Below are 16,911 nucleotides of genomic sequence, written 5' to 3' on the forward strand. Positions count from 1 at the left end.
GAGTCCTAAGATGGACTCTCTTTTTTAGTTTGGCAGGTTTTATTCTGGGACCATGGTAGGTTTTCTGACAAAAGTATTTCACAAACTGATATGATTCACTTATAATGAAATAAAGTTCAAAAATTCGGAATAGTCGTTCCGAATTTCGGGACAATAAATGACATAAAGCATATCGTTTGCTTTGGCAGGAGGGATTCTGTGTTTCAGATTGATTTAAACTGTGATTTAGGAGAAAGCTTCGGAGCCTACAAGATAGGCCTTGACCAAGATATTTTAGAGTATGTGACATCAGCGAATATCGCATGCGGATTTCATGCAGGAGATCCTAGTGTTATGCGAAAAACCGTCGCGCTTGCAGCAGAAAGAGGCGTGAAAATGGGTGCGCATCCGGGCTTGCCGGATTTACTCGGTTTTGGGCGCCGCAATATGGCGATTTCTCCTGAGGAAGCGTATGATCTTGTCGTTTATCAAATTGGCGCGCTCTCTGGCTTTCTAAAAGCAGAGGGACTTCACATGCAGCACGTCAAGCCGCATGGCGCTTTATACAATATGGCGGCAGTCGATCAAAAACTGTCGGATGCTATCGCGAAAGCTGTCTATAAGGTTGATCCCGGCCTGATTCTTTTCGGTCTTGCTGAGAGCGAGCTTGTAAAAGCGGGAGAACGGATCGGACTTCAGACCGCAAATGAAGTGTTCGCCGACAGAACATACCAATCGGACGGCACGCTGACACCGCGCTCCCAGCCGGACGCACTCATTGAAAGTGATGATGCCGCCGTCACCCAGGTCATCAAAATGGTGAAAGAAGGGGCGGTCAAATCTCAGCAAGGACATGATGTGTCATTAAAAGCAGATACAGTCTGCATTCATGGAGATGGAGCCCATGCGCTGACATTTGCGCAAAAAATCAGAAAACAGCTCAAAGCGGCTGGAATTGAAGTGACAGCTATTTCAGAACAGAGGTCAACATAAAGGAGGAACAATAGATGGAGCAGCAGAAAAAGACAGCAGGAAAAAAAGCGGGCAGCTGGTCATTGCTGATGGGCGCCGCCTTTTTAATGGCGACATCAGCAATCGGACCGGGTTTCCTCACCCAAACCGCAACATTCACAAACACACTCGCAGCAAGCTTCGGTTTTGTCATCTTAATCTCTATTATTTTAGATATTTTCGCCCAAACCAATGTGTGGCGCATCATCGCAGTTTCTGGAAAACGAGGTCAGGAAATTGCGAATATGGTGCTTCCCGGACTGGGGTATTTCATCGCCATTCTCGTCGTGCTTGGCGGACTAGCTTTTAATATTGGGAATATCGGAGGGGCCGGGCTGGGACTTCAGGTGCTGTTCGGCATTACACCTGAAACAGGCGCTTTAATCAGTGCCGTTATCGCCATTTTGATTTTTGTCATCAAGGAAGCAGGAAAAGCGATGGACCGTTTTACGCAAATCGCGGGGTTCGTGATGATTATTTTAACGGTCTACGTTGCGGCGACGACAGCTCCTCCGGTCGGACAGGCAGTCGCAAATACATTCGTCCCGGAACACATCAGCATATTTGCCATTGTCACCCTAGTGGGCGGAACCGTCGGCGGTTATATCACATTTGCCGGAGGACACCGTTTGCTTGATGCCGGAATTAAAGGAAAGGAATCCATTCCGCAGGTGACAAAGAGCTCGGTTGTCGGCATTTTAATTACATCTGTCATGCGTATCGCTCTTTTTCTTGCGGTTCTAGGCGTTGTATCGAAAGGCCTGCACATCGATGAAAGCAACCCGGCGGCTTCTGTCTTCAAGCTGGCTGCTGGAAATGTCGGTTATAAAATTTTCGGATTGATCATGTGGTCTGCGGCGATTACGTCTGTTATTGGAGCAGCCTATACATCTGTTTCATTTTTTAAAACCTTTTCTCCAAAAATTGAAAAGAATTCACGCGGTATTATTATCGGATTTATTGTGGTTTCTACGTTAGCTTTTGTCACAATCGGCCAGCCTGCGAAGATCCTCGTCCTTGTCGGTTCACTGAACGGCTTAATTCTGCCGATTGCGCTCGGAACGCTGCTTGTTGCCGCCTACAAGAAAAACATTGTCGGTGATTATAAGCATCCGCTTTGGCTGACAAGCACAGGCGCGCTTGTAGTGATTGTAATGGCAGTTATGGGAATCTACACGTTATGTACACAACTTCCTCAATTGTGGAGCTGATATAAGTGGAGCAATTAAACAAAATGGCGCCAAAGGATGTACGCGCCCTGATACGAGAGGGGAAAATAAACGGGCCGACCGCAGGCATGTCCGGCGGCTACGCCCAAGCGAATCTTGTGGTTTTGAAAAAGGACCTTGCGTTTGATTTTCTGCTGTTTTGCCAGCGAAATCAAAAGCCCTGCCCCGTGCTGGATGTGACTGAAGCAGGTTCGCCTGTGCCGTCTCTGGCTGCGCCGGATGCTGATATCAGAACGGACTTTCCGAAATACCGTATTTACAGGCACGGTATCCTAACGGAAGAAGTATCTGATATTACGCCATACTGGGAGGACGATTTTGTCGGCTTTCTGATCGGATGCAGTTTCTCCTTTGAACAGGCACTGATCAATAATGGGATAGCTGTCCGGCATATTGATGAGGGGACAAACGTCTCAATGTATAAAACGAATATCGATTGTGTTCCGGCGGGGGCGTTTCACGGACAGATGGTTGTCAGCATGAGGCCGGTTCCTGAACGGCTGGCTGTACGTGCTGCACAAGTGACCTCGCGTTTTCCGGCTGTGCACGGAGGGCCGATCCATATTGGCAATCCGGGAGCAATCGGGATTCGCGATCTCGGGAAACCGGATTTCGGAGATGCCGTTTCCATTCGTGACGGCGAGGTTCCTGTTTTTTGGGCATGCGGAGTGACCCCGCAAGCCGTGGCTATGAATGTAAAGCCTGAAATGGTCATCACACATGCGCCGGGGCATATGCTCATCACAGATATTCGAGACGAGTCGCTTGCGGTGCTGTAGCCTCTCGTCATCCTGATGAACGAGAATTAAAAGAGGTGAGAAAGATGACTGTACGATATCAAATCGAACAGCTCGGTGATTCTGCAATGATGATCCGATTCGGAGAAGAAATCAATGAACAGGTCAACGGCATTGTCCATGCAGCGGCCGCTTATATAGAAGAACAGCCATTTCCGGGATTCATTGAATGTATCCCGGCTTTTACAAGTCTAACCGTATTTTATGATATGTATGAAGTGTACAAGCATTTGCCTCAAGGCATAAGCTCACCTTTTGAGAGTGTCAAGCGCGATGTCGAAGAGCGGCTGGCAGAAATAGCCGAAGACTATGAGGTCAACCGCCGTATTGTAGAAATTCCCGTTTGCTATGGCGGTGAATTCGGTCCGGATTTAGAAGAGGTGGCGAAGATCAATCAACTGTCACCGGAGGAAGTAATCGACATTCATACAAACGGTGAATATGTGGTGTATATGCTTGGCTTCGCGCCCGGTTTTCCTTTTCTAGGCGGGATGTCAAAACGCATTGCAGCTCCGAGAAAATCATCGCCAAGACCGTCGATTCCCGCAGGTTCGGTCGGTATTGCGGGATTGCAGACAGGCGTTTATCCGATTTCAACGCCGGGCGGCTGGCAGCTGATCGGCAAAACGCCGCTGGCTCTTTTCCGGCCGCAGGAAAACCCGCCGACATTGCTGCGGGCGGGAGATATTGTGAAATTCGTTCGCATCTCAGAAAAAGACTATCACGCCTATAAGGAGGAGTCCAATTGAGCATGAAAGTATTAAAGCCCGGACTGCTCACAACGGTTCAGGATATAGGCAGAACGGGTTACCAAAAATACGGCGTTCTGGCCAGCGGCGCTATGGACACGGTTTCACTGCGCATTGCCAATCTGTTGATAGGAAACGGCGAAAATGAAGCAGGTCTCGAAATAACGATGATGGGGCCCGGTCCGTCGTTTCATTTTTCAAAACAGACACTGATTGCTGTGACAGGGGCGGACTTCACGCTGCGTATTAATGACGAGGAAGCGCCTTTATGGAAGCCTGTGCTCATCAAGGAAAACAGCACGGTCAGCTTTGGCCCCTGCAAACTCGGCAGCCGTGCTTATTTGGCGGCAGCTGGCGGCATTGAGGTGCCTGCCGTCATGGAAAGTAAAAGCACATACGTCAGAGGAAGCATTGGCGGACTTCATGGCAGAGCGCTTCAAAAAGAAGATGAACTGAACATTGGAGAGATGTCAGCTCTTTCGCAAACCATCCTTTCTCGCTTAAGTTCGCAGCTTGGAAAACAGGGATTTGCAGCACCGAAGTGGTCAGTCAGCCGCGGCAGATTTCTGCCATTGAAGAAGAATCCCGTCATTCGGGTGCTGGAAGGAAAGCAATTTGCCTTTTTCACAGAAGAATCAAAAACGCGTTTTTATGAAGAAGCATTTCGTGTCACGCCGCAGTCCGACCGTATGGGCTACAGGCTCAAAGGAGAACCGCTCGAACTGAAGGCCCCGCTTGAGATGGTGTCGGAAGCGGTTTCATTCGGAACAGTTCAGGTGCCGCCTGACGGCAACCCGATTATCCTGCTTGCAGACCGGCAGACGACTGGCGGCTATCCGAGGATCGCGCACATCATATCCGCTGATCTTCCGATTGTTTCCCAAATCATGCCGGGCGAGCACGTTCAGTTTGAGCCTGTGTCCCTCCAGGAGGCAGAAGCGCTTGCGGTAGAACGGGAACAGCATATAAAAGAACTGAAAACGAGAATGAAGATGGAATGGCTGACATAGCAAAGGGGATGAATGATGCAGAATAAAAATAAAACCGTAGTCAAATCTATGGCGCTGCTTAATTTGTTTTTGCATAAACCAAGCCTAACCTTAAGTGAACTGGTGTCGCTGACGGGAATGCCGAAGACCTCTGTTCACCGGATGGTCAGCTCCTTGGAGGAAATGGGGTTCCTCAGTCGGGATGCGTCCGGCGCTTATTCGCTGGGATTGGTGTTTTTGGAATTCGGACAGCTTGTCGCTGACAGGCTGGATATCAGAAAAATAGCGAAACCGGTGATGGAAGAGCTGTGCCGGGAAGTGGATGAGGCCGTGCAGTTGATCATGAGGGACGGCAATGAAGCGATATACGTTGAGAAAATAGAAGGGACACAGACTGTGCGGCTGTATACGGCGATCGGCAGGCGTTCCCCCCTATACGCGGGAGCGTGCGCCAGAAGCATTCTGTCCTTTCTTCCCCGTGAAGAAATCGAAGCATACATCAAACAAACCGAGCTCATTTCGATTGGCTCCGGAACGATTACCGATCCCGAAAAACTGCTTCAGGAGATTGATGCCTCTGTGCAAAATGGCTATACTGTCAGCTATTCAGAGCTCGAAAACTATACGGCGGCGATCGGCGCCCCGATCTTTAACCATGAGCGCCAGGTGGCAGCCGGCATTAGCATTGCAGGCTTTGAAGCGAGATTTACAGAAGACAGGCTGCCCTATTTAACAGAAAAGGTGAAGGACGCCGCTTTACAGATTTCAAGAAAAATAGGATATACATAAGTAGCCAATCTTTTCTCTGCTGCGTACATTAACGTATCGACGTTCAAGAGTGGAGGAAAGAACATGGTGCTTCGATATACAGCTCTGGGCGATTCCTTGACGACAGGGAGAGGCTCCGGGCTGTTTTCACCCGGCTTCGTCCAGCGTTTTGGGGACATGATGGAAGCTGACTTGAAAACAAGAACGGCAATAAACATATTTGCCAGATCAGGTCTGAATACAGAAGAGATTTTGGGACTCCTGTCATATCCCTATGTGCAAAAATGTATTCGAGATGCTGATATGATAACGATCACAGGGTGCGGAAACGATCTCATCGATTCGGTCTTAGCCTACCAAACCTCTAAGGATGAAACGATTTTCAGCCGTGTATCCGCCCATTGCCATGAGAATTTTGAAAAGATGATTGCCAAAGTCGCCGAGATTAAAGGAGAAAATCCTTCCCCGTACGCCATTCGTGTGTTCAACTTATACAATCCGTTTCCCGAAATTGATATCGCCGGCAAATGGATCACTTCGTTTAATTCACATTTAGAAACACTTGCATCAGCACCCCATGTCAAAATCGCGGATGCCTATAGCATCTTCAAAGGCAAAGAACAGGAATATCTGTCCTTTGACGGTGTCCATCCGAACAGCAAAGGCTATCAAGCGATGGCTGAAGCCGTTCACAAGCTAGGCTATAAAGAATTATCAGTTTCATAGAAAACGCGCCTCATGACAGGCGCGTTTTTTATGTGTGATCGAAATATTAAAAGAAACTTAAAATTCTCTGTCTTCTGTTCTACAGACAAACAAAGTGCGCTAGAATAATGGAGGGCGTAGGCAAATATAGCCATAACGTTCAATATTTCGTATATAAGGAAGGATGGTCCTTTTGTTTCGGATTTTTAAAATGTCTTTTGCGGTTATCATTATTATACTGGCGCTTATTGCTTTTAACTATACGGAACACACCTCTGTAATCCAATCGGTCATGCTCGTCTTTCTTGGTGCGGTCATGTTTATGCAGGGGCTTGAAGAGCGCAAAAAAGAAAATGACGGCTCAGGCGCTTTTAATATTTATACCGCCGTTTTTGTATGGTCTGTCTCCCTTATCGGTTTTACACTTCATATTATATAAATCTATTACACATCCTGAAAATGCTCGACCGTCGGGAACGGGGTATAGAACCGATGAAGCAAGGCTTTCCACTCTTGATACTCTGAAGAACCGCGAAAGCCTTCCGTATGGTCCTCAAGTGTTTCCCACTCCACAAGAAGCAGATATTTATGCGTTTCCTCCATGCATTTTGATAACGAGTGAGTGATATAGCCCTTCATGCCGGAAATAATCGGCGCAGCTTGCCGGAATGCATCCTCAAACTCTTGTTCAAGGCCTTCTTTAATGTGAAGCATTGCTGCCTCTCTGACCATGCTATCCCTTCTTTCTGTCTTTTCAAATAGTCTACAGCAAACGATAGGAGATTTCTGCAAAATCGGTGAACTTTTCCTTCATTTTCAAAAAAATCTTGCACGCACCAATTCAATTAAGAGAAAATAACAAGTGGAAGGCAGGGGAAAGTCATGTTAAAAAAGTGTATTCTACTAGTATTTCTATGCGTCGGATTGATTGGGTTAATCGGATGCTCCAAAACAGATTCACCAGAGGATCGCATGGAAGCATTCGTGAAACAGTGGAACGATCAGCAATTCGATGACATGTATCAAAGCCTGACTAAAGATGTCAAAAAAGAAATCTCCAAAAAAGATTTCGTCAACAGGTATAAAGCCATCTATGAGCAGGCCGGCGTAAAAAATTTGAAAGTCACTGCGGGAGAAGTAGATAAGGACGATCAAGACAACAAGACGATGAAACATATCCCGTATAAAGTCAGCATGAACACAAATGCCGGCAAAGTCAGCTTCAAGAATACTGCTGTGCTGAAATTAGAAAAAACAGATGACGAGGAGTCATGGAATATAGATTGGGACCCATCGTTTATTTTCAAGCAGCTGGCTGACGACAAAACCGTGCAAATTATGAGCATTGAACCGAAACGAGGCCAAATTTACGATAAAAATGGAAAAGGCTTAGCCGTCAATACAGATGTTCCGGAAATTGGAATTGTTCCCGGAGAGCTTGGCGATAAAAAAGAGAAAGTCATAAAAGAACTCGCCAAAAAACTTGATTTGACTGAAGACGACATCAAGAAAAAGCTGGATCAAGGCTGGGTAAAAGACGATTCGTTTGTGCCGCTCAAAAAGGTCAAGCCTGACCAGGAGAAATTAGTTTCTGAAGCGACGTCATTACAAGGCGTAACAAGAACGAATGTCAGCTCCCGCTACTATCCGTATGGCGAAAAGACAGCCCATTTGACAGGCTATGTCCGCGCCATTACAGCGGAAGAACTGAAGAAAAAGAAAGAAGGAACGTACAGCGATACGTCTAACATCGGTATCGCCGGACTTGAAAATGTGTATGAAGACAAGCTAAGAGGCACAACTGGCTGGAAAATCTACGTGCCGCAAACCGGGGAAGTCATCGCTGAAAAGAAAGCAAAGGACGGCGAGGATCTTCACCTCACAATTGATATCAAAACGCAAATGAAGCTGTATGATGAACTGAAGGATGACAGCGGGGCGGCAGTCGCGCTGCAGCCGAAGACAGGCGAAACACTCGCCCTTGTCAGCGCGCCTTCCTACGATCCAAACGGATTTATTTTCGGCTGGAGCGATAAGGAATGGAAAAAGCTAAACAAAGATAAAAACAATCCGTTTTCAGCGAAATTCAATAAGACATACGCGCCAGGTTCTACCATTAAACCGATTGCGGCTGCTATTGGAATCAAAAACGGCACCCTTAAAGCCGATGAGAAGAAAACAATCAAAGGCAAGGAGTGGCAAAAAGATTCAAGCTGGGGCGGCTATTCAGTGACACGTGTGTCTGAGAGACTTCAACAAGTCGATTTGGAAAACGCCCTTATTACGTCAGACAATATTTATTTTGCCCAGAATGCGCTTGATATGGGAGCGGACACCTTTACAAAAGGCTTGAAGACATTCGGTTTTTCAGAGGACGTTCCGTACGAATTCCCGATCCAGAAATCGTCTATTGCAAATGACAAGCTTGATTCAGACATTTTGCTTGCGGATACAGGCTACGGACAAGGGCAAATGCAAATGTCTCCGCTTCACTTGGCAACTGCTTACACGCCATTTGTTGACAATGGAGACCTTGTCAAACCGACGCTGATCAAAAAAGATTCACAAACAGCTGATGTTTGGCACAAGCAAGTGGTCACGAAGGAAGGAGCGGCAGACATTACAAAAGGTCTGAAAGGCGTTGTGGAAGATGAGCGCGGATCAGCGTATCAGCCTGTCGTGAAAGGAATCACAGTGGCTGGAAAAACAGGAACAGCCGAGCTGAAAACATCAAAAGATGATAAAGACGGCACGGAAAATGGCTGGTTTGTCGGCTACGATTACGAAAACAAAGACCTGCTTGTCGCCATGATGATCCAAAATGTGCAGGACCGCGGCGGCAGCCACTATGTCGTTGAGAAAGCGAAAAAGCAATTTCAATCGAATTAAAATGTCTTTTTAAAAGGAGCGAAAGGAAAAAGGGGATCTGAGGCCGAATGAACTAGTAAGGGGCAAAACCCGGTTTATACAAAGAAAAGAGGGATTTTGCATGCAGCGTATTCAATTGGCGGAGGATCTTCAATTTTCAAGAGTCATACACGGGCTTTGGCGGCTGAATGAATGGAACTATTCAGATGCTGAACTTCTAAGCCTCATTGAATGGTGTATCGATCACGGCATCACGACCTTTGATCATGCGGATATTTATGGAGGCTATACGTGCGAAAAGCTGTTTGGAAACGCCCTTGCCCTTTCGCCTGGATTAAGAGAAAACATAGAGTTGGTCACAAAATGCGGTATCGTTCTTGAATCGCCTGAACGGCCCGCTCACAGATCGCATCATTATAACACAAGCAAATCGCATATTTTGGCATCCGTTGAGCAATCGCTTATGAACCTTAGGACGGATTATATCGATATGCTTTTGATTCACAGACCGGACCCGCTCATGGATCCGGAGGGGGTAGCAGAGGCGTTTCAGGCCTTGAAATGCTCTGGCAAGGTCAGGTACTTTGGCGTTTCAAATTTTAAAGATCACCAGTATCGGATGCTGGAATCATATTTGCCTGAGAAGCTCGTAACCAACCAGATTGAGCTTTCCGCATACGAATTAGAAAATATGCTCGACGGCACTTTGAACCTGTGCCAGGAAAAACGGATTCCGCCGATGGCTTGGTCGCCTCTGGCAGGCGGCAAAGTATTCACTGAAAACACGGATAAAGACCGACGTGTCCGTACGGCGCTTGAATCCGTCCAAGGGGAAATCGGCGCCGCTTCATTGGACGAGGTGATGTACGCATGGCTGTATACGCATCCGGCCGGCATCATGCCGATTGTCGGAAGCGGAAAGCGCGAGCGGATTTCCGCCGCGATAAATGCGTTGTCATACAAGCTTGACCAGGATCAATGGTTCCGCATTTTTACAGCCGTACAGGGTTACGATATTCCATAAAAAGCATCAGTTTACCAGCTGATGCTTTTTCAATATTGTCACACCGCTTAGTGCCAAATTACCATTTATAAGTGATTGATTCTTTCTTGAAAGCGTTTTATATTAAAAGGAAACCTCTCTATATCCTCTACTGCATCTCCTTGCGACTTCATCCGCACATCAAGATTGGCTAGGAGGTCTTTTTTATGTATATGACTGCCAGAGAACAAAAGCTGTTAAAGCACTTATTATTACAAAACAGATATATAACCGTAACTGAGCTTGCTGAGCTGATGCAAGTCAGCACGAGAACCATTCACAGGGAACTCAAATCAATTAAACCGCTGATGGAAACCGTGGGGCTTACGTTAGATAAACAGCCCGGTAAAGGGTTGAAAGCAGTGGGAAGTCCCGAGGGTAAACAAAAGCTGCTTACTGATTTATCATATGAACAGCATGAATACAGCGCCGACGAACGGAAACTGCTCATTCTTTGTTCGTTATTAGAGTCTCAGGAGCCCGTCAAACTGTACACGCTTGCTCATGATCTCCAGGTGACGAATGCCACGGTCAGCTATGACTTAGATGAGCTCGAGAAGTGGATTTCTCCCTTTGGACTGACACTGATCCGCAAAAGAGGTTTTGGCATCCAGCTCATAGGGCCGGAGAATGCGAAACGGAAAATTGTCGGCAACTTGATTGTGAACCGTCTCGACATCCAAATGTTTTTGGAAGCGGTTGAATTAAACATCAAAGGAAAAACCGATTCTTCAGAGAAAATGTTCGGGGTTGTCAGCAAAGGTGAGCTGTTAAAAATGGAGCGCATCTTATTTCAGCTCAAAGAAAAAATCGCTTTTTCATTGTCCGACAGCTCCTATATAGCGCTCGTCGTCCATCTGACGTATGCGATCGAACGAATTAAGCTTGGGGAAACTATCACCATGGAGCAAAATGAGCTTGAGGAACTGATGAATGCGAAGGAATACAGCTCCGCTCTTGAAATCGCGGGCGAGCTTGAACGTGCCTTCGGCGTGACGATTCCAGAGGCGGAGGTCGGCTATATTACAATCCATCTTCGAAGCGCCAATCGAAAATACAAAACAGAATACAAAGCGCAGGAAATTGAGCTGGAAACAGCCCTGCAAACAAAGCGGCTCATTGCTTTTATTTCAGACAAAATCAGAATGGATCTGACGAAAAACTACTCTTTATATGAAGGCTTGATTGCCCATTTGGAGCCGGCCGTCAGCCGCATAAAAGAAAATATTGAGATATACAATCCGATGAAGGAACAGATCAAGCGCGATTATTTTCTGCTTTATATGGCGATCGAAGAAGGTGTCGAAAAGTATTTTCCGGGCATGTCCTTTTCTGATGATGAAATCGCTTTTATCGTTCTTCACTTTGGCTCGGCTCTTGAAATCAAAAAAGAAGAAGCAAAAGTGAAAGCGCTTGTCGTCTGCTCAAGCGGGATCGGCTCCTCGAAAATGCTTGCCTCCAGACTGAAAAAAGAGCTGCCGGAAATTGAATCGTTTGATATGTCATCTCTGATCGAGCTAAAGGGGAAGGATGTTCAAGCCTATGATATGATTGTGTCCACTGTACCGATTCCTTATGAAAACATTGATTACATCATGGTCAGCCCACTATTAAATGAGGAAGACGCAAACCAGGTCAAGCAGTATATCAAGCGGAAGATTCCCCTTATTCTTAACAAAAAAAGAAGCTCGAAGGAAGAGGCGCAGCAAGCTGATGTACCTGACATGCTGGAGGCGGCGGAAAGCATAGGGCGGTATATGGAAGTTATCCAAGATGTTCTGCGCCATTTTACGCTAGCTCAACTCAAAACAAACCCGGACCATAGCATGCTTCTGCTAGAGCTTTTTCAACAGCTGAAGAAGGATGGCCTGATCCGTGATCCGGAAAAAGCCGCGGTTTGCCTGGCTGAGCGGGAGAAACAAGGGGGATTGGGAATCCCCGGAACAAACATGGCGCTTTATCATCTCAAAAATGATGAAATCGTCCTGCCTTTTTTCAAAATGTTTGATCTCAGCACCCCCTATGAAGTGGATGGCATGGACGGAAATACCCTCAGGATGACACGCATTCTCGTCATGATGGCGCCTGGCTCATTATCTGCTGAAGGCTCGGAGATTTTAAGCGCGATCAGCTCGGCAATTATCGAGAGCGGAGAAAGCATGGCGGGGTTTCAGGAAGAAGGAGGACAAGAATTGTATCAGCGGTTAAACCGCATATTTTTCACATGGATGAAAGAAAAAAACATACTGTAAACCTGCATGGCACACGTCAAAAATTTGGCGTGTGTTTTTCTGTGGATGGGGAACAAAATAAGAAAATGTGGGACTATTTTATCATTCAGTATTGGAATAATTCCAAAATGAAATAGTTTTACAAGTTATCTTTTTTGGGTTAAAATGGGTGAGGTAAGGAAGAAAATCTAACAAATTATTGAAGATTCAAGAGAATATAGGAGATGACGATATGGAAACATTACAGCATCTGATTCTGCATGACATGCCGAATAGCGAAGAAATAGAGGCTGTAAAAAGCGGAGACCATACACTGACATATAAAGGTTACCGTAAACGGATTAATCAGCTGGCGAATGCCATGCTTCAAAAAGGAATTCAAAAGGGCGACCGTGTTGCATTGCTTTGCAAAAACGGCCATCCCGCCTCAACTGTTATGTTCGCCGCACTTGAAATAGGTGCTGTTGTCGTACCTGTCAGCTGGCAGCTGAAACCATATGAAATGACAGGCATTTTAAAAGCAAGTGAACCAAAAGCGATGTTTTACGGAGCGGAGTTTAAAGAGATACTGGATGAAGTTCTTCCTGAATTGTCCTCACTGTGTGTAACAATGGAAACAGGAACAGCTTACGAAACATCTGCTGAATTTGAAGCGCTGTTTGCAGGTCCTGATCATTTGCCAGAGACGGAAATGGTTTCACCTGATGATACAGCACTTCTGATGTTTACATCTGGAACAACGGGAAACCCGAAAAGATGCATGATTACACATGGCGGCATATACAGATACGTTAAAAAATCCAACAGCTCAATAGCACGTATGAAGGGCCTTCGTTTTCTCGCGTGCCATCCGATTTATCATACGAGTGCGCTCATTTGCATCATGCTTGGAACGTTTGCAGAAACAACATTTGTGTTTACAAAGGATCAAGATCCTGTTCACATGCTGAAGGTCATTGAAGAAGAGAAGATTCAGACCGTGATGGCTCTTCCTGTGTTCTACACGTATTTGCTTGAGGCGTGGGAAAAGCACCAAACTGACTTATCTTCGCTTGTTATTTTAATGACAGGCGGAACAAAAGTGCCGAGCAGCCTAATAAGCCGCTATCTTGATATTGGCATTCCGCTTGCGCATGGCTATGGAAGTACTGAGGCTTGGGGCATCAGCACATGGACGCCTGATATGGGAATGGATAAAGCGGCATCTGCAGGAAAACCTGTGGCAGGTGTTAAAGTCAAAGTGGAAGATCCTCTGACCGGAGAAGAACTTCCTCAAGGAGAAATCGGCGAAATCGTTGTTCATACTCCATTCTTATTTAAAGGCTATGAAGACAATCCTGAAGCAACAGCGAAAGTGCTGCAAAATGGATGGTTTAGAACCGGAGATTCAGGATATGTAGATGAAGATGGCTTTATTTTCATCACGGGACGCTACAAGGATGTCATTATTTACGGAGGCGATAACGTCTATCCTGATCAGGTTGAAGAAGTTATCCAGCAGATCCCGGGAATCCTTGAAACGGCTGTGGTCGGTATTCCTGACCCGCTTTACGGTGAAAAACCGAAAGCTTTTATCGTGAAAAATGGCGGCCAGCGCATCACGGAAGAGGATGTCATCGCATTTTGTAAAGAACGCCTGTCCGCTTACAAAATACCTGAAGTTGAATTTGTTAACGAACTGCCGAAAAACAACCTTGGCAAGGTGAAAAAAGACGTCCTGCGCAATCAGGCTGTACATTCATAAAAGAAGAAGCCCGTCCACTTTATGTGGCGGGCTTCTTTGCAGTTGCACAGACGGAAAGCTCAGGCTTAATGTTCTTAAATTGTATATCAATGTCTTCGAAGCCGGCTGCTTTAAAGTCAGCAATCATCTGTCTTCCAAATGATTTGGTTTTCTCAGGACTGGCATCCGCTTCCCGCGGCTGCATCGTAATGGCTGCTTTGCCGCCTGGCTTTAATGCCCGATAAATCTGTTTTATGCCTTTTGTTTGGTCATTCCAAATGGTGTAGTTGTTAACGGAAATCACTTTATCATAAAACGAGGCGGGGAGAGGAAATGTCTCGATGCTTCCTTGTATCAGGCGTACGCCCTTTGGTTTCACTCTGCGGGCGGCCAGCTTCAGCATGGCCTCTGATACATCAATCCCATGAAGATGAACATCCTTCTCGCGTTTCAGCATCTGCTGCATGCAGTATCCCGGGCCAAACCCGACTTCTAAAATGCTGTCCCCGCGCGTGATACCCAGCTGATTGATTGTCCACTGATTCAGTGTTTGATTTTCAGCAGCCATGATGTACCCGGCAATCATGCCGATGACGCCCTTTGGCCTGCTGAATCTTCTAGAAAGCATGTTAATCATTCAGCAACCAACCCCCTTTTTGAGTTAATTTCCTCTCAGCGTTCCATGTGAAACATTTTTCTGATAAAGCAATGCGAAGGTGCCAAGCCATGTTTATCCAAAGAGTGTGTGAGGTACACAACAAATAGACATGAAAACAAAGGAGGAGAATCATCATGGCAAATTATCCAAAAGAACTGCCGGCACAAACTCAAAGTCGCCAGCCGGGAATTGAAAGCGAAATGAATCCAAGTCCGGTGTATGAGTACGAGGATTATAAAGGAGCAGACAAATTAAAAGGAAAAGTAGCTCTTATTACAGGCGGCGACAGCGGGATCGGACGCGCGGTTTCCGTCGCTTACGCAAAGGAAGGCGCAGACATCGCCATTGTGTATAAGGATGAGCATGAAGACGCTGAGGAGACGAAGAAACGTGTTGAACAAGAAGGCGTAAAATGCCTGCTGATTGCTGGTGACGTAGGTGAAGAGGAATTCTGCAATGAAGCGGTTGAAAAAACGGTCAAGGAACTAGGCGGCCTTGACATCCTTGTCAACAATGCAGGTGAACAGCACCCGAAGGAAAGCATCAAAGATATTACGAGCGAACAGCTTCACCGCACATTCAAAACAAATTTTTATTCTCAATTTTATTTGACTAAAAAAGCAATTGATTACCTGAAACCGGGCAGCGCCATCATCAATACGACATCCATCAACCCGTACGTAGGGAACCCGACACTGATTGATTATACAGCGACAAAAGGGGCGATCAATGCCTTTACAAGAACAATGGCGCAGGCGCTTGTCAAAGACGGCATCCGTGTAAATGCAGTCGCGCCGGGTCCAATTTGGACGCCACTAATCCCAGCTACGTTCCCTGAAGAAACAGTTGCTCAATTTGGGCAAGATACGCCGATGGGCCGTCCTGGACAGCCTGTTGAGCACGTCGGCTGTTATGTGCTTCTGGCATCAGATGAGTCCTCTTACATGACAGGTCAGACCCTGCATGTCAACGGCGGAAACTTTGTGACGACATAAGAGGGAGTGAGACATATGGGCATCACGAAAGAAGAAGTGAACAGCTACTATCAAAAAGCAGGGATTGTATTAACGGACGAGGAAGTAGACCAAATCCAGCTGATGGATTACGGCTTAGGAAAAGAAAGAAAAGTCGGGCTCCAGCTCTTCGTCTACGTCAATACAGACCGTTATTGTTCAAAGGAATTGGTGCTGTTTCCGGGACAGACTTGCCCGGAACACCGCCATCCACCGGTCGACGGCCAGGAAGGCAAGCAGGAGACCTTCCGCTGCCGCTACGGAAAAGTGTATCTTTACGTAGAAGGAGAAAAAACGCCGCTTCCAAAAGTTCTCCCTCCTCAGGAAGACAGAGAACACTATACGGTCTGGCACGAAATTGAGCTAGAACCGGGCGGGCAATACACGATTCCACCAAACACAAAGCATTGGTTCCAGGCCGGGGAAGAAGGTGCCGTCGTGACGGAAATGTCATCGACGAGCACGGATAAACATGATATCTTTACCGATCCAAGAATATAAGGATGGGCTTAACAGCCCATCCTTTTTGTATTGAAAAAAACAGAATCATCGCTATAATGGGTAAAAAAGGAAAGAGGGCGAGGCAATGTTCACTTGCAAGGTAAATGAGCACATCACCATCCGATTATTGGAGCCGAAGGATGCGGAGCGGCTGGCCGAACTCATTATCCAAAATCAGCAGCGGCTTGGCAAGTGGCTGTTTTTTGCGGAAAATCCAAGCAGCGCTGACACGTACCGAGAAACAATCATTCCAGATTGGCGGCGCCAGTATGCCGACCTGAACGGCATTGAGGCGGGTCTCCTTTATGACGGCAGCCTATGCGGCATGATCAGCCTGCATAACCTTGATCAAGTGAATCGTAAGGCGGAAATCGGATATTGGATTGCCAAAGAATTTGAAGGGAAAGGCATTATTACAGCTGCCTGCCGAAAACTCATTACGTATGCTTTTGAAGAGCTTGAGCTGAATCGTGTGGCGATCTGTGCGGCTGTCGGAAACGAAAAAAGCAGAGCGGTTCCGGAGCGGATCGGGTTTCTAGAGGAAGGAAAGGCACGGGATGGCTTATACGTAAACGGCATGCATCACGACCTCGTCTACTACAGTCTGTTAAAGCGTGAATGGGAAGGCGAAAAATAAAGAGCACACTT

The 16,911-nt window shown here is 46.5% G+C and carries 17 protein-coding genes; 15 read left to right on the forward strand and 2 right to left on the reverse strand.

Annotated elements, in window-relative coordinates; genetic code table 11:
• The first annotated feature begins 198 nt into the window (after positions 1–198).
• The 8 genes from pxpA to NST22_RS02355 all read left to right on the forward strand — a co-directional run bounded on the left by pxpA (position 199) and on the right by NST22_RS02355 (position 6,666).
• A complete protein-coding gene (pxpA, locus tag NST22_RS02320; RefSeq protein ID WP_003234423.1) occupies positions 199–972 on the forward strand; it encodes a 5-oxoprolinase subunit PpxA in 774 nt (257 codons plus the stop codon).
• A gap of 14 nt (positions 973–986) precedes the next feature.
• On the forward strand, positions 987–2,201 hold the full coding sequence (locus NST22_RS02325; protein ID WP_003234422.1) for an NRAMP family divalent metal transporter: 1,215 nt from the start codon (positions 987–989) through the stop codon (positions 2,199–2,201).
• 23 nt (positions 2,202–2,224) lie between these two features.
• Entirely contained in the window at positions 2,225–2,998 is a 774-nt protein-coding gene (locus tag NST22_RS02330; RefSeq protein WP_010886407.1) for a putative hydro-lyase, read from the forward strand.
• 44 nt (positions 2,999–3,042) lie between these two features.
• Positions 3,043–3,765 (forward strand): 5-oxoprolinase subunit B, encoded by a 723-nt coding sequence (pxpB, locus tag NST22_RS02335; RefSeq protein WP_003234420.1) that lies wholly within the window; start codon positions 3,043–3,045, stop codon positions 3,763–3,765.
• 2 nt (positions 3,766–3,767) lie between these two features.
• Complete coding sequence (gene pxpC / locus NST22_RS02340; protein ID WP_003234419.1) at positions 3,768–4,775, forward strand: 5-oxoprolinase subunit PxpC; 1,008 nt, start codon at positions 3,768–3,770, stop codon at positions 4,773–4,775.
• Positions 4,776–4,790: 15 nt separating this feature from the next.
• Positions 4,791–5,543: an IclR family transcriptional regulator gene (locus NST22_RS02345; protein WP_003246517.1), complete on the forward strand. Its 753-nt coding sequence runs from the start codon at positions 4,791–4,793 to the stop codon at positions 5,541–5,543.
• A gap of 63 nt (positions 5,544–5,606) precedes the next feature.
• Positions 5,607–6,248: a spore germination lipase LipC gene (lipC, locus tag NST22_RS02350; protein ID WP_003234415.1), complete on the forward strand. Its 642-nt coding sequence runs from the start codon at positions 5,607–5,609 to the stop codon at positions 6,246–6,248.
• A gap of 172 nt (positions 6,249–6,420) precedes the next feature.
• Positions 6,421–6,666 carry a YczI family protein gene (locus NST22_RS02355; protein ID WP_003240256.1) on the forward strand — a complete coding sequence of 82 codons (246 nt, stop codon included), beginning with the start codon at positions 6,421–6,423 and terminating at the stop codon, positions 6,664–6,666.
• A gap of 5 nt (positions 6,667–6,671) precedes the next feature.
• Here NST22_RS02355 and NST22_RS02360 read toward each other — a convergent pair whose 3' ends face one another.
• Positions 6,672–6,959 (reverse strand): antibiotic biosynthesis monooxygenase, encoded by a 288-nt coding sequence (locus tag NST22_RS02360; protein WP_003234413.1) that lies wholly within the window; start codon positions 6,957–6,959, stop codon positions 6,672–6,674.
• Between the two features lie 150 nt (positions 6,960–7,109).
• Between NST22_RS02360 and pbpC the strand changes: the two genes are divergently transcribed.
• The 4 genes from pbpC to NST22_RS02380 all read left to right on the forward strand — a co-directional run bounded on the left by pbpC (position 7,110) and on the right by NST22_RS02380 (position 14,112).
• Positions 7,110–9,116 (forward strand): penicillin-binding protein 3, encoded by a 2,007-nt coding sequence (pbpC, locus tag NST22_RS02365; protein ID WP_003246590.1) that lies wholly within the window; start codon positions 7,110–7,112, stop codon positions 9,114–9,116.
• A gap of 100 nt (positions 9,117–9,216) precedes the next feature.
• On the forward strand, positions 9,217–10,119 hold the full coding sequence (locus NST22_RS02370) for an aldo/keto reductase family oxidoreductase (protein WP_003246655.1): 903 nt from the start codon (positions 9,217–9,219) through the stop codon (positions 10,117–10,119).
• Between the two features lie 185 nt (positions 10,120–10,304).
• On the forward strand, positions 10,305–12,389 hold the full coding sequence (mtlR, locus tag NST22_RS02375; protein WP_003246695.1) for a mannitol operon transcriptional activator MtlR: 2,085 nt from the start codon (positions 10,305–10,307) through the stop codon (positions 12,387–12,389).
• A gap of 211 nt (positions 12,390–12,600) precedes the next feature.
• Positions 12,601–14,112 (forward strand): class I adenylate-forming enzyme family protein, encoded by a 1,512-nt coding sequence (locus NST22_RS02380; protein WP_003246534.1) that lies wholly within the window; start codon positions 12,601–12,603, stop codon positions 14,110–14,112.
• A gap of 19 nt (positions 14,113–14,131) precedes the next feature.
• Here NST22_RS02380 and NST22_RS02385 read toward each other — a convergent pair whose 3' ends face one another.
• Positions 14,132–14,728, reverse strand: coding sequence for a methyltransferase domain-containing protein (locus NST22_RS02385; RefSeq protein ID WP_003234403.1), 597 nt, complete (start codon positions 14,726–14,728; stop codon positions 14,132–14,134).
• 155 nt (positions 14,729–14,883) lie between these two features.
• Here NST22_RS02385 and NST22_RS02390 point away from each other — a divergent pair, with 155 nt between their 5' ends.
• The 3 genes from NST22_RS02390 to NST22_RS02400 all read left to right on the forward strand — a co-directional run bounded on the left by NST22_RS02390 (position 14,884) and on the right by NST22_RS02400 (position 16,900).
• Entirely contained in the window at positions 14,884–15,744 is an 861-nt protein-coding gene (locus NST22_RS02390; RefSeq protein WP_003246648.1) for an SDR family oxidoreductase, read from the forward strand.
• Positions 15,745–15,759: 15 nt separating this feature from the next.
• A complete protein-coding gene (gene lyxE, locus NST22_RS02395) occupies positions 15,760–16,263 on the forward strand; it encodes a D-lyxose ketol-isomerase (protein WP_003234400.1) in 504 nt (167 codons plus the stop codon).
• Between the two features lie 85 nt (positions 16,264–16,348).
• On the forward strand, positions 16,349–16,900 hold the full coding sequence (locus tag NST22_RS02400) for a GNAT family protein (protein WP_003246691.1): 552 nt from the start codon (positions 16,349–16,351) through the stop codon (positions 16,898–16,900).
• Positions 16,901–16,911 lie beyond the last annotated feature (11 nt).

Source organism: Bacillus sp. PS237, assembly GCF_037963345.1.
GTDB lineage: Bacteria > Bacillota > Bacilli > Bacillales > Bacillaceae > Bacillus > Bacillus subtilis.